The organism is Pseudomonas sp. B26(2017), from assembly GCF_002113045.1.
In the GTDB taxonomy this organism is placed as follows: domain Bacteria; phylum Pseudomonadota; class Gammaproteobacteria; order Pseudomonadales; family Pseudomonadaceae; genus Aquipseudomonas.
Genome location: NZ_NEJJ01000026.1, coordinates 14,601 through 28,492 on the forward strand (window position 1 = coordinate 14,601; position 13,892 = coordinate 28,492).

The window sequence follows — 13,892 nt, forward strand, 5'->3', positions numbered from 1 at the left end:
GGAATGGCCATGAAAATCGCATTTATCGGTTTGGGCAACATGGGCGCGCCGATGGCGCGCAACCTGATCAAGGCCGGGCATTCGCTGAATCTGGTGGACCTGAACAAGACCGTGCTGGCGGAACTCGAGCAACTGGGCGGCACCATTCGCGCTTCGGCTCGCGAAGCCGCTGAAGATGCAGAACTGGTGATCACCATGCTGCCTGCCGCGGTGCATGTCCGTAGCGTCTGGCTTGGTGAAGACGGTGTTCTCGCGGGGATCGGCAAAGGCGTGCCGGCAGTGGATTGCAGCACCATCGATCCGCAGACTGCGCGCGATGTGGCGGCCGCGGCTGCCAAACAAGACGTGGCCATGGCCGATGCACCGGTGTCCGGTGGTACCGGCGGCGCCACGGCGGGGACGCTGACCTTCATGGTCGGCGCCACTCCTGAACTGTTCGCCACCCTGCAACCGGTGCTGGCGCAGATGGGCCGCAACATCGTGCATTGCGGTGAGGTCGGTACCGGCCAGATTGCCAAGATCTGCAACAACCTGTTGCTCGCCATTTCGATGGTCGGCGTCAGCGAAGCGATGGCGCTGGGCGATGCGCTGGGGATCGACACCACGGTGCTCGCCGGAATCATCAACAGCTCGACCGGCCGTTGCTGGAGTTCGGAAATGTACAACCCGTGGCCGGGCATCGTCGAAACGGCGCCGGCCTCGCGCGGCTATACCGGTGGCTTCGGCGCCGAGCTGATGCTCAAGGATCTCGGGCTGGCCACCGAGGCGGCACGTCAGGCCCATCAGCCAGTCATGCTGGGCGCGGTGGCGCAGCAGTTGTATCAGGCGATGAGTCAGCGCGGGGAAGGGGGCAAGGACTTCTCGGCGATCATCAACAGCTATCGCAAGCCGCAGTAATCGTCGTCAGATCCAATGCAGTAGGTGTTGCCGGGAAATCACGTCGGGTGGTTTCCCGGCCTTTTTGTATCAGGCGAACACAAAATATTTGCGCACGGTCTCGACCACTTCCCAAGTGCCTTTCATGCCCGGCTCGACCACGAAGATGTCGCCGGCACGCAGATGGATAGGCTCCATGCCGTCCGGGGTGATGATGCAGTAGCCTTCCTGGAAATGGCAGTACTCCCATTTCACGTAATCGACCCGCCATTTGCCCGGCGTGCAAATCCAGGTGCCCATGATCTTGCTGCCGTCTTCGCTGGTGTAGGCGTTGAGGTTGACGGTGTGCGGGTCGCCCTCGAGCTTTTCCCATTTGCAGGCGTCGAGTACGGGCAGCGGGTGGGTGTCGCGCAAAACGGTGATAGGTGCGGTCATTGGTGAGTTCCAGAATGGGCCTTTGTACGGAATCTGCACCCTATAGCGCCGGGTACTTTGCCAATTGTCTGGGCTCGACATTCAGTTGCTCATAAACGCAACAACGATTTGCACTGAACGGTTAATCAATAACCCTTGGAACATTAATCAAAGCAATGTACTGATCTGGAACAAGGGTTATGAACTTATAACAAAATTACTTGCTTTAATTTCGCAGGTGATACGCCAGCGAAGTCATCGCTAAGTTGCTTTCCATAGTTGGACTGAGCGCGGCGGGGCGCTCCATCCTACCCAGACATTGTTAAGTAAATATGTCGCTCCGACCCATCGTTCGCACCAATCGAGTGCAGCATTTACGGGCGTGTGCACGTCCGTCTCAGATCAAATAAAAAACTTTGAACAGCTCGTTGACTCTCCCCTTAAGGGCAGAGTTTAGATTTCCGCCGCGCGAGAAGTTGCTGTAGGAAAAGTTACCTCTCGTATGCGGAAAATATGAGTCAGCCACGACATATAGGGAGATAGAAATGAACAATCCATTGGACTTGGAACAGGTCATTGGCAGCACCCGCGCCATTCTCGCGCAGTTGCTAGTAATGAGCGCCGATGAAATCGATGAGCACAGCAGCATCGTCGAAGATCTGGGGGCGGATTCGCTGGACATCGTCGACCTCAGCTTCCAGCTGGGCCGCCAGTATGGTTGCACCTTGCCCAAGACCAGCGTGCTGGACCATGCGGTGGCTGTCTGCGGGGATGCCAGCGAGTTTCTGGCCAACGGCCGGATCACTGAAAACGGCAAGGCCTTGCTGGAGCAAAGCCTGAGCGCCTACGCACCGGACCAGCTCAAGGCCGGCATGCAGCCGGCGCAGGTGTTCGCGGCCACCACAGTTCTCAACTGGGCGCAGCAATGTCGCAATCTGTTCAATTACCTGCCATCGAGCTGCCCTGACTGCAACGCCCATCAAGCCGTGCTCAACGAGCGTCAGCAAGTGGTCTGCGGTGCCTGCAGCGCACGCCTGGTGCCGGCCGATGGCGACGAAGTCTCCAGTCAACTGGTCGAGCAGTTTGTGGCCACTCACGTCAAAGAGACGGTGTAGGAGCTCACATGCGGGCACGAGAAGTCTATGTGAGCGGGTTCGGCCTGGTGGCGCCCATGGCGCTGGACGCTGCCACGTTGTTCGAGCGCATCTGCCGGAAACAATCCTGTGTCCGCGAACATCCCCGGTTCCAGGCGTTGGGGTTTCGCAACAGTGCGGCCGGGTTTATCGATGACGTGCAGTGGCAGAAGATCGCGGCTGGATTCGGTGGCAATGCAGCGCTGCACCCACGTCAGAGCGTGCTGGCCGAGTACGTCGCGCGTCAGGCGTTGCAGCACGCCGGTCTGACTCCGGCCGACTTTGCCCACAGCCGCAGCGGCCTGTTCCTGGGGGCCAATAAATACTGTGCCGACAGTCACGATCTGCAGCGGGTCAGTCGATGCATGGATGACGCGGGGCGAGTCGATCTGGATCGCCTGCTCGACCTTCCGGCACCGCCGAGCGCTGCGTTCGCGCGTCGGGTTGATCAGCAGACCCAGCACCTGGCGGGCTGGCTCGGTATACGCGACTGCATCTCGACCCATTCCGACGCTTGTGCCGCCGGCACCATGGCCATCGGCAGCGCCTACCGGGCGATCGAGCGCGGTGAGGTGGATCTGGCGATTTGCGGTGCCGTGGAGCTGATGGCCAACGAGCTGCCTTATTACATGTTCAACAGCCTTGGCGCGCTGTGCCAGGCCGATCTGCCGGCAGGCGAGCAGAGCCGTCCCTTCATGCCGGACCGCAGTGGTTTTGTGCTCAGCGAAGGCGCGGCCCTGGTGATTCTCGAATCCGTCGAGCATGCCCGACGACGCAAAGCCAGGCCATTGGGACGAGTGTTGGGCTACGCCAATGTCTGCGAAGCCCAGAAGATGACCTCCAGCAGCCGGGACGGCAGCAAGTACGAGGAATGCATGGACGCTGCAATCGAAGATGCCGGGCTGCTGCGCAGTGCCGTGCAACACGTCAATACCCACGGGACTTCCACCCAGGCCAACGACAGTTGCGAGGCCCTGGCCCTGCAACGGCTGTTTGGCGAATGTCAGGACTTCATGACCTTCACCGCCAACAAGTCGGCCATGGGTCACTCTCTGGCGGGCAGCGGCGCCATTGAGGCCGTGCTGTCGCTGATGACGTTGCGCGACGGTGTGCTGTTGCCGACCTTGAACTATGAACCTGAGCGCGCCGAGTACCCTTCATTGAAGTTCCTCAGCGAGCCTGTGCGCCAGCCGATCAACGTGGTGATGTCCAACTCCTTCGGATTCGGCGGCGTCAACAGTTCGCTGGTTCTGGGGAGGGCATGACATGAACAGAGCCCTCTACATCAACGCGGCTGCCGTGCTCAATGCCGCCGGCAGCGAATGCGCCGACCTGCTCGCGACACCGCCGGTGCCACAACCGCTGGCCTTCGACCCGCAACGTAACGCCCTGGCGTTGCCCGCCCCGCGCCTGGCCAGCGATCTGTTCGATCGCAAGATCCAACGCAGCGTCGAGCCGCAGGGGTTGCGTCTGCTGCATTGCGCCGCACGCCTGGCGCCCGCGCTGGCGTCGCTGCAACTGCCTGCTGCGCGCATTGCCCTGACTGCCGCCATTCCGGAAGTGGACGCGCCAAGTCCGTGCTGGGATGCAGTGCAGGCGATCCTCGAACAGCCGCACAAACAGCTGTCGCAACTGTTGGCCAACACCCCGCCATTGCATGCGTTGACGCTACTCAACAGCAGTGTGATGGCTTACGTGGCCGAGGCGCTGAATTGCCATGGTCCGATGGGCGGCTTCTGCTCCCAGGACAATGCCGGGCTCGATGCGTTGATCGAGGCCTGCCAGCAAATTGCCGAACAACACGCCGATGCGGCGCTGGTGGTCAGCAGCAGTCCGAACCTGACACCGGCCCTGTACCTGCGCGAGCCCGCTTTGGCGGACGAGCCGGTTTACGGTGAAGGCGCTGCGGCGCTGTTGCTCAGTTCGACACCGGCGCAGGACGCTACGCAGATCTTGCGTGTCGCCGGGTTTGCCCGAGGTTACAGCGCCGATCCGCAGCGCGCGCTGGCCGTCGGCAAACGCGTGATCGAACGCGCCCTGAGCGAGGAAAAACTGTGTATGGGTGACGTTGCCAAGGTGGTGGCCAATCCCGCCGACCGGCAACTGATGAGCCTGTTTGAATCGACGCCACAACACCTGCGCAATGTCAGTGCAATGACCGGCGAACTGGGCGCCAGCGGATTGCTGACCGAGGTCGCCATGGCTTTGCACCACAGTCGCGAAGCAGGCGCTGTGCCTGGTTACACCTTGCTCGTCAGTTATGGTCGCGCCGGTCACTGGGGCGCATTGCTGTTGGCCAGTGAAACCCTGGAGAAGTACGCATGAGTGCGACACGGATTGTGATCACCGGAATGGGCGCGGTAACCGGATTCGGTTTCGAATGGCAGACCCTCTGGGAAAAAATGCTCGGCGCCGAACACTGCGTGCGCCCGTGGCAGCCGCAAGACCTGCAGGAAAATGAATTTCCGGTTCGCTACGCGGCGCCCGTGGACATGACGTTGTTACCCGGGCATTTGCAGAACCACCCGGCCTGGACGCTGCCCCTGGAAAAACGCAGTCGCTTTGGTTGGGTGGCTGCCACCCAGGCCGTCGCCGACAGCGGGTTGAATTCCGAGCAGTTGCGCGAGGCTGCCGTGCTGTGTGCTTCCGGGGCACCGCAACACATGCTCGCCGACATGCTCCTGACCCAGGCGCCGGACGGCGATGCACCGGACTGGCGACACCTGATGGCGCGGGCAACAGAAGTCAGCGCCGAGGGTTCCTTGCGTCAGGCCAACGACCGTCTGGCGCGAGTGATTGCCGACGACCTCGGTTGTGAGGGCCCGGTGATCAATATCAGTAGCGCCTGTGCCGGCGCATCCCAAGCGATCGGCAATGCGTTCCAGATGATTCGTCGCGGCGAAGTGAATGTTGCCGTGGCCGGTGGTGCCGACTCGGTGCTCAACCTCGACACCATGGCCGCTTTGTACCTGCTGGGCGCAGCCTCGGGCGAGCAGCGCTGGGGCGCTGATCTGTGCCGGCCGTTCGATCGTGACCGCAGCGGTCTGATCGCCGGCGAAGGCGGCGGGTTTGTCGTATTGGAAAGTCTTGAACATGCCCTGGCGCGAGGGGCGACCCCGTATGCCGAAGTGCTCGGTTACGGCAGCAGCCTGGATGCCTACAAGGTCACCGCACCGCAGCCAGAGGGCCGGGGCGCCGCGCTGGCCATGCAAGCGGCGCTGGACGATGCGGGGTTGCAGCCCCAGCAGATTGACCTGATCAATGCCCACGGCACCTCGACGCCGCTCAATGATGTTGCCGAGACCCTGGCCATCAAGCAGGTGTTTGCTCAGCACAAGCATTATCAGACGCTGGCGGTCAGTGCCAACAAGTCGCAATTCGGTCACCTGATCGCGGCGGCCGGGGCGCCGGAGTGCATTGTCACTGCGCTGGCCTGTCTGAACGATCTGGTCACACCCACCGTGAACCTGCACGAGGCCGATGAACGCTGTGATCTGGATTATTGCGCCGGTCAGGCCGTCAGCCGTCGTGTCGATTACGCCCTCAGCAACTCCTTTGGCTTTGGCGGCCTGAACACCTCGCTGGCCCTTGGCAAATATCGGGAGCACGGACAATGACTAGCGCTACTGCACGCATTGCCATCGCTGGCAGCGGTTGTGTGTTGCCCACGGGTTGGGGCGTCGAGGGTTTCTGGGCGGCGGCCCGGGAAGGTCGCAGTGCGATCGCAGCGCTGCAAACAAAGCTGTTTCACAGTGAACGCATCACCGCATTCGGACAGATCGATGACGCCACGCACCAACGCAGTCGCCAGGACGTTGCGCAAAACCTGCAGCGTTACTGCCCGCCGGCGGTGATCTGGGGCGTCAGCGCAGTGCGTCAGGCGCTGGCCGAGGCTGGCGTCGAACCCGGTCAGGACGGTTTGCGTTATGGCCTCTATTGCTGTCAGGGCGGGTATACCCATCCGTCGGTGGCGTCCTATGGGGAACTGCTTCAGGAGTGCCGCACCGACAGCGCAGCCGACATGAACCGCCTCGCCCGTCAAGTGTTGCAGGAGCGTGCGCTCGATCCGTTTCTGGTACTCAAGAGTCTGAGCAACGGCTTGCTCGGCGTGGTCAGTCTGGCCTTGAAACTGGAGTGCGAGTGCAACGCCTATATGCAAGGCGTGGCCGGCAATCTGGCGGCATTGCGTCAGGCGCACAGTGCCTTGCAGAGTGGGCGCATCGACGTGGCCATCGTGGTCGGGGCCGGCAGTGAACTTGACCCGCTGGCGCTGGCCGCGCTCGCCGAGGCCGGTGTGATCGGTACCGACGGTTCCCGGCAGATGCTCGCCTTCGACCGAAAGGGTTCGGGCGGCATTGCCGGCGAAGGCGCCGCTGCGCTGGTGCTGCGGCGGGCCGCGGATCTGCCTCCGGAACCGCAGACCTGCCTGACGGCGCTGTTCGCGCACCCGCGTCTGGACGCTCTGAGCCTGCCGGACAAACAGGTCGATCTGCTGATCAGCAGCGCCACCGGCACTGCGCTACAGGACGCCGATCTGGCCCGCACCCTGGCCCGTACCGGCGCCGCACACATCACCAGCGGCACGGCGCTGACCGGCATCCTCAGCGGTGCGCCGAGCCTGGTCGACCTGATCCTCGCCCGCCAGATGCTGCAGGCCCAAAGCATCGCGCCGATTGCCGGGCTGACGCAGCCGGTGGATACGCATCTGCCGTTTGTGTCGGGCGAACCACGGGATGCCGTTCTGCACGATTGCCTGGTGATCAACCGCGACGACAACGGCTTCAGCGCCTGTTACCAACTCGACTTGCAGGCGGACGACTGACCGCTTCAAGGCAATACATCGCTTCTGAATTTTTACTCAAGGGATATGACTGTCATGGATTACCGCGATTACGTTCGGCCAAAATTCGTTGAACTGATGCAGGCCCTGGGCCTGGAGTGCCAGTTCCATCGGGCGCAGGGCAGCAAACTGTTCTACCGCGACAAACAGGGTGACGAAGTGACCGTGACCGATTTTCTCGGTGGCTACGGTGCCGCGCTGTACGGTCACAACGATCCGCAATTCGTCGATCAGCTGTGCGGCCTGCTGCGCGCCGATGTGCCGTTCAACGCGCAAATGTCGGTGCGTGGCGCGGCGGGGCAGTTGGGGCGCGAACTCAGCGTAGCGTTCAACCGTGAGCTGAACAACACCGAGCGCTACATTTCCACGTTCTCCAACAGTGGCGCCGAGTCGGTGGAAATCGCCGTCAAGCATGCCGAGTACCGTCGTCAGAAAAACCTGCAGAAGCAGTTCGACGAACATGATTTCGAACTGGCGAATCTGGTGGCCAGTGACAAGGCCTATGTCGAGTTGGAAATCGACGATCTCGATCTGCCGGCCGGTCTGTTGCCGCCGCACCTGACCAGCGTGACCGTGCGTCAGGTGGCCGATGCGGTGCGTCAGCACAACCTCGCGCAACTGCATGTCGAGCCGGTCTTCCTCGCGGTGCGAGGCAGCTTCCACGGCAAACTGGTGAACACCGTTCAACTGACTTACGGCAAGCAATACCGCAAGCCGTTTGCCCGTTTCGGGCTCAACGTCGAATTCATCGATCCGGATCAACCGCAGCAGTTGCAAGAGCTGCCGGCCCGCCATCAGCATCACTGGCTGAGTCTGGCGTGGAGTGGCGAAACCCTGCACGTGCGCCGTGAAGCGTTCAGCGCAATCACTGCCGTGCTGCTGGAACCGATTCAGGGCGAGGGCGGGATCAACGAGTTTGCCAAAGAGTTCTACCTGGGCCTGCGTCGTCTGTGCAACGAGCAGCAATGCCCGCTGGTCATCGACGAAGTGCAGTCGGGTTTCGGCCGCACCGGCACCTTGCTCGGCGCCACCCATTTCAACCTGCAGGGCGACTACTACTGCCTGTCCAAGGCACTGGGCGGCGGCTTGATGAAAATCGCCGCCACCGTGATTCGCGCCAGTCATTACGAAAACGATTTCAGCTACATCCACAGCTCGACCTTCGCTGAAGACGATGCGTCGTGCCACATCGCGCTGTCGGCCCTGCGCCGCTTGTTCGAGAACGACAGCGCCATGCTCAAGGATGTGAACAAGAAGGGCGAGTACCTCAAGACTTCGCTGCTGGAGCTCAAGGCGGCCTATCCGGACGTGATCGCCGATGTGCGCGGACGCGGCCTGCTGCTGGGCTTCGAACTGCATGACCTGACCGGTACCAGTTCGCTGGTCCAGGCGTCGGCGCAGTACAACGAAGCGCTGGGCTACATCATTGCCGGCTATCTGTTGCAGTTCGAGTCGTTGCGTGTGGCGCCGTCGGGCAGCAACGCCAATGTGATTCGCCTGGAACCCCCGGTGTGCATCACCTTCCAGGAAATCGATGGCCTGATCGCTTCGCTGCAAAAAGTCTGCGACATGCTGCGTCGCCGCGATGCCTTCCCGCTGGCCGCCGGTGTGTGTGCCGACAGCATTGCCCAGGTTCCGGCGCGCGATGTCAGCTTCACGGAGACCGAAAGCCTCCCAAAGCCTGACGAGAACGTGCGCGTGGTAGCACGCGTGGCGTTCATCAACCACCTGATCGATGCGGACATGCTCAGTGATGTCGACCCATCGCTGTCGACCCTGAGCCCGGAGCAGAAGCGCGAGTTCATCAAACGCATGGCCCCCGAGCGCCGCGCGGCGCCTATCGGCCCGGTGCAGATCCGCTCGAAACTCGGCACGGCGGTGGAGTTCACCCTCTATCCGCTGTGCATGGATTCCGATGCGATGGCGGCTTACATCGCCAGCGGCGATCTGGAAACCATCCGCGAGGAAGTCGGCAATCGCATCAAGGATGCCCGCGCCGACGGCTATGGCGTGGCCGGCCTGGGCATGTACACCTCGATCGTCACCAACAACTGTCAGGCGCTGAAAATCCCTGACATGGCGCTGACCTCGGGCAACGCGCTGACCATCGGCATGGGCCTGGAAGCGATCGAGCAGGGCTGCAAACAGCAAGGTCTGGAACTGAGCCGGCAGACCGCTGCGGTGGTCGGTGCTGCCGGCAACATTGCTTCGACCTACGCTTCGCTGTTGTCGACCCGTGTCGAGCACCTGATCCTGATCGGCAGTGGTCGCGACGGCTCGCTGCGACGCCTGGAGAAAACCGCTCAGCAGATTTACGCCGAAGCCGCCCGGGCCATTCTCAAGGGGGTTGCCGAGCATGATCGTCTCGCCAGTCGCCTGCAGCAGATGCGGGGTATCGACGCCCTGCTGCAAGCCCATGGCAACAGTGCCGATCTCGGGCAGCGTGTGGCGCAACTGGTCGATGAGCAACTGGGAAGCGACGCGTTCATCACCGTCAGCAACGACCTGGATACCTTGAAGCAAGCGCGCATCGTGCTGTGTGCGGCGAATGCACCGCAGGCGTTTCTCGGTGCCGGACACTTTGCCGAGAACAGCGTGATCTGCGACATCGCCGTTCCGCTGAACGTGGACCAGAACCTCGCCGGTCAGCGCTCCGACGTGCTGTACATGCACGGCGGGATTGTCCAGACGCCGCTGGGCGATGGCCTGGCCCCCAACGTTCGCGCCTACCTCAAGCAAGGTCAGTTGTATGCCTGCATGGCGGAGTCGGTACTGATGGGGCTGTCGGGCATGAAACAGCACTACTCCTACGGCGACATCAGCCGTGAGCAAGTGCAGCAGATCCGTGCACTGGCCGCGACCCACGGGTTCAGCCTCGCGCAGTTCAAAACCGATAACTCGCTGTAAGGAACGGTCATGCCGAACAAAGTAGCAGTAGTGACCGGCGGCAGCCGTGGCATCGGCCGCGCCATCGTCCTGGCGCTGGCAGGTGCCGGTTATCAAGTGGCGTTCAGTTATGTGCGTGATGAAGTCGCGGCGATGGCCTTGCGTGATGAAGTGCAGGCGTCGGGCGTGGATTGCCTGGCGCTGCAATGCGACATCAGCCGTGGCGACAGCATCGCGTCATTTTTCGAGCGGGTCGAGGCGCATTTCCAGCGCGTCGATCTGCTGGTCAACAACGCCGGCATTACCCGTGACGGCTTGCTGGCGACGATGCCGGCGAGCGACATCCTGGAGGTGATCCAGACCAACCTGGTCGGGACCTTGCTCTGCTGTCAGCAGGTGCTGCCGGGCATGCTGCGCCAGCGCAGTGGCTGCATCGTCAATATCAGTTCGGTCGCCGCGCAAAAGCCCGGCAAGGGCCAGAGCAACTATGCCGCGGCCAAGGGCGGGGTCGAGGCCATGACCCGTGCGCTGGCGGTCGAGCTGGCGCCGCGCAATATCCGGGTCAATGCGGTGGCGCCGGGGATCGTCAAGACCGAGATGAGCACCGCACTGATCGGCAGTCAGGAGGAGCAGATCCAGTCGCGGTTGCTGATCAAGCGTTACGCCGAACCTGAGGAAATTGCCGAGGCGGTGCTGTACCTCGCTGACCGTGGCCTGTACCTGACCGGGGAGGTCCTGCCGGTGAACGGCGGGTTGAAAATGCCATGAGCCGCACCATTCTGATTACCGGTGCAGCCAAAGGCATCGGGCGCGCGGTGGCCGAGGACTTCGCGGCCAATGGCGACAATCACCTGATCCTGCTGGACCTGGACTTGCCGCAGTTGCAGGGCTGGGTCGATGAGCAGCAGGAGCGGATCAAGGCGCGGGTCGAGACCCACGCGGCGAACATCGCCGACCTGCCTGCCATGGAAGCGTTTTTCAAGCAGCTCGGCGCCCGGATCAAGCAGGTCGACGTGCTGGTCAACAGTGCCGGTATCTGCAATGAAAACGAGCCCGAAGATCTGCATAACTGGCACAAGGTGATTTCGGTCAACCTCAACGGTACGTTTTACGTGACCTCGCTGTGCCTGGCGCTGATGCCGGATCGGGGACGGATCATCAACATGTCCTCGATCCTCGGCCGGGCCGGCAAGGTGCGCAACACCGCGTACTGCGCTTCCAAGCACGGCATCGTCGGCATGACCAAGGCTCTGGCACTGGACCTGGCGTCGCGGCAGATCACGGTCAACGCGATTCTGCCGGCCTGGATCGATACACCGATGCTCCAGGGCGAGCTGGCGACGCAAGCGGCGATCGCCGGTCTGACCCAGGAACAGATCGTGCGCAACGCGAAGAAAAAACTGCCGATGCGCCGCTTCATCCAGAGCGAAGAAGTGGCGGCAATGGTGCGTTACCTGGCCAGTCCTGAAGCCGGCGGGGTCACGGCCCAGAGCCTGGTGATCGATGGCGGCGTCGGGTTGGGAATGTAGCGATGCCAGGATCTATCAACCGCATCGCCTGGGCGATGTGGGCGTGCGTGGCCGCTCCGGCGGCTGTCGCGGCCCTGGAAGTCGACGATCTCAAGCCCGATTACGCCGACGCCGAAATCGGCGTGGCCACGGCACTGCGCCTGCACGGTGACGATCAGGTCACACAGAAGGCCGTGTATTTCAAAGCCAACCTGGAGGACAACTGGGACGGCGGTTATTACAAGGCCAAGGGTCGCGTACGGTATGACGCCCGCTACGACGGCAACAACCCGTACAGCGAACGCGCCCGGGAAAAGTATCGCTTCGATGCTGACTGGCGGCATCTGTATGTCGGTCATTCGCTGGGCGACGGTGAAGTGACGGTCGGCTGGCAGCAGGTGGTCTGGGGGCGTGCGGATGAACTGCGTGTGCTGGACCAGATCAACCCGTTGGACTATCGCGATGGGCTGACCCCGTTGCTTGAGGACAGCCGCATCGCCGTGCCGATGGTGCGCGTGGCGCAGCCTGTGGGCGAGTGGGAGCTGGAAGCGCTGTGGATCACCGACTTCGTCAAGAACCGGCCGCCGGTGGCGGGCAGCGAGTTCGCCGCGCCGCTGTTCGCGGCGCCCGATCCGGAGTATTTCCTTCTTGATTCCAAACCCGGTTATGACGGTGACAAGGGCTACTCCTATGGTCTGAGCGCCAATGGCCGGATCGGTGCGGTGGACACCAGCTTCGTGGCACTGAGCGCACGTCAGCAGGATCCGGTGTATGCCGTCGAGGGCCTGGCCGATGACGGTCGTACGCGTCTTGAACGCCAGTTTCCCCGTTACACCATGGGCGGAGCAGGTCTGGCGATCGACGCCGGCCACAGCATCGTGGTGCGCAGCGAGATTGCCTGGTTCGACAACTGGCGCGTGACCAATCCGACCCGCGCCTACGGTGCCGACAGCACGTCGATGGTCAAGTCGCTGTTGGGTGTCGACTATCTGTGGCGCGACTGGTTGATTTCGGCGCAATGGCAGGAACAGGTGTTGCTCGACTGGCAGGACGGGATGCTGCAGGACAAGCGCGAGCCGCTGTTCACCCTCTCGGCCGAGGGCACTCACTGGCAGGACCGGCTCAAGAGCCGACTGGTGGCCGCGGCCTCGCCGCCGCTCAAGGACAACGCTTTGCTGCAGGGCATCTTCACCTACAAACCGGTGGACTACATCAAGCTGGGACTGGAAGTGGACGTGTTCTTCGGCAAACCCGACAGGGCCTTCGGCGAGTACAGCAAGCGCGATCAAGTGCGCCTGTCCGCCGGCTATCTGTTTTAACCCCGTGACGCCTGCCTGCCACCGATGGCGCAGGCCCGCATGTACTCATCCGACGAAAAGGGAAATTCCGATGTTGCCGCTTTTGAAAAGTCTGACCGCCACCGCGTTGATCCTCAGTGGCGTCTGCGCCAGCGCTGCCGACGGCAGCAATGCCGATGAAATCATTCGCCAGGTGCGCGATCGCAATGACGGTAAAAGCTTCATGTCCCAGGTGTCGTTGATCCTTCACGACAAGAAGGGCAATACCCGGGTTCGTGAATTCACCTACCTGCAGAAGGACTACCCGGACAGCGACAAATTCAGCATGTATTTCTCGGCGCCGACCGATGTGCGCGACGTCGCGTTCCACATCGAAAACCCGCACGAGACGCTGGGGCTGGAAGACAGCCAGTGGATGTACCTGCCGGTCAGCCGCCAGACTCGCCGGATCTCCACCACCGACAAGCGCGGCTCGTTCATGGGCAGCGAATACTCCTATGCCGACCTGGACAAGATCCGGGTCAAGGATTACTCGCAGACATTGCTGGGAGAAGAGCAGATCAAGGGCCGCGACTGCTACGTGATCGAACGTGAACCGGCGTCCCCGGAAGTGCTGGCCAAGACCGGTTACAACAAACTCAAGGTGTGGATCGACAAGCAGAATTTCCTGGTCATGCGTCAGGACTTCTTCGACGTCAAAGGTGTGCTGATCAAGCAGATGCGCACCCAGAAGGTCGAGACCATCGACGGGATCGACAGCATCGTGCTCAGTGAAACCGAGCATTTCATCGACGGCACGCGCTCGGAAATGCGCTTCAACCAGTTGCAGTACAACGTCCCGCTGGAAGACCGACTGTTTACCCAGACCGCCATCAAGCGCGGGCTGAAAACCGGTGACCTGCCGGAATTTTCCGTGACTGCCCGCTAAGCGCCGCTC

12 protein-coding genes are annotated in these 13,892 nt (G+C 62.0%); 11 read left to right on the top strand and 1 reads right to left on the bottom strand.

What is annotated here, in order from left to right; all coding sequences use genetic code 11:
- The first annotated feature begins 9 nt into the window (after positions 1-9).
- On the top strand, positions 10-897 hold the full coding sequence (mmsB, locus tag CAF79_RS28400; protein ID WP_085701336.1) for a 3-hydroxyisobutyrate dehydrogenase: 888 nt from the start codon (positions 10-12) through the stop codon (positions 895-897).
- 69 nt (positions 898-966) lie between these two features.
- Here mmsB and CAF79_RS28405 read toward each other — a convergent pair whose 3' ends face one another.
- Complete coding sequence (locus CAF79_RS28405; RefSeq protein ID WP_085701337.1) at positions 967-1,311, bottom strand: cupin domain-containing protein; 345 nt, start codon at positions 1,309-1,311, stop codon at positions 967-969.
- A 524-nt stretch (positions 1,312-1,835) separates the two neighbouring features.
- Here CAF79_RS28405 and CAF79_RS28410 point away from each other — a divergent pair.
- The 10 genes from CAF79_RS28410 (at position 1,836) to CAF79_RS28455 (ending at position 13,883) form a co-directional block, all read left to right on the top strand.
- The gene (locus CAF79_RS28410; protein WP_085701338.1) at positions 1,836-2,405 is read left to right on the top strand and encodes an acyl carrier protein; all 570 of its coding nucleotides are present in this window, start codon (positions 1,836-1,838) and stop codon (positions 2,403-2,405) included.
- Between the two features lie 8 nt (positions 2,406-2,413).
- Positions 2,414-3,688: a beta-ketoacyl-[acyl-carrier-protein] synthase family protein gene (locus CAF79_RS28415; protein WP_085701339.1), complete on the top strand. Its 1,275-nt coding sequence runs from the start codon at positions 2,414-2,416 to the stop codon at positions 3,686-3,688.
- Position 3,689: 1 nt separating this feature from the next.
- Complete coding sequence (locus tag CAF79_RS28420; RefSeq protein WP_085701340.1) at positions 3,690-4,748, top strand: beta-ketoacyl synthase; 1,059 nt, start codon at positions 3,690-3,692, stop codon at positions 4,746-4,748.
- The gene (locus tag CAF79_RS28425; protein ID WP_085701341.1) at positions 4,745-6,040 is read left to right on the top strand and encodes a beta-ketoacyl synthase; all 1,296 of its coding nucleotides are present in this window, start codon (positions 4,745-4,747) and stop codon (positions 6,038-6,040) included. The genes CAF79_RS28420 and CAF79_RS28425 overlap by 4 nt, the downstream gene beginning before the upstream one ends.
- Complete coding sequence (locus CAF79_RS28430; RefSeq protein ID WP_085701342.1) at positions 6,037-7,245, top strand: beta-ketoacyl synthase N-terminal-like domain-containing protein; 1,209 nt, start codon at positions 6,037-6,039, stop codon at positions 7,243-7,245. Before CAF79_RS28425 ends, CAF79_RS28430 begins: the two co-directional genes overlap by 4 nt.
- A 54-nt stretch (positions 7,246-7,299) precedes the next feature.
- Positions 7,300-10,170, top strand: a complete 2,871-nt coding sequence (locus tag CAF79_RS28435; protein WP_085701343.1) for an aminotransferase class III-fold pyridoxal phosphate-dependent enzyme — start codon at positions 7,300-7,302, stop codon at positions 10,168-10,170.
- 9 nt (positions 10,171-10,179) lie between these two features.
- The gene (locus CAF79_RS28440; RefSeq protein WP_085685527.1) at positions 10,180-10,917 is read left to right on the top strand and encodes a 3-oxoacyl-ACP reductase family protein; all 738 of its coding nucleotides are present in this window, start codon (positions 10,180-10,182) and stop codon (positions 10,915-10,917) included.
- Complete coding sequence (locus CAF79_RS28445) at positions 10,914-11,678, top strand: SDR family NAD(P)-dependent oxidoreductase (RefSeq protein WP_085701344.1); 765 nt, start codon at positions 10,914-10,916, stop codon at positions 11,676-11,678. The genes CAF79_RS28440 and CAF79_RS28445 overlap by 4 nt, the downstream gene beginning before the upstream one ends.
- A gap of 2 nt (positions 11,679-11,680) precedes the next feature.
- Entirely contained in the window at positions 11,681-12,976 is a 1,296-nt protein-coding gene (locus CAF79_RS28450) for a DUF1302 family protein (protein WP_085701345.1), read from the top strand.
- A gap of 70 nt (positions 12,977-13,046) precedes the next feature.
- Complete coding sequence (locus CAF79_RS28455) at positions 13,047-13,883, top strand: outer membrane lipoprotein-sorting protein (RefSeq protein ID WP_085701346.1); 837 nt, start codon at positions 13,047-13,049, stop codon at positions 13,881-13,883.
- Positions 13,884-13,892 lie beyond the last annotated feature (9 nt).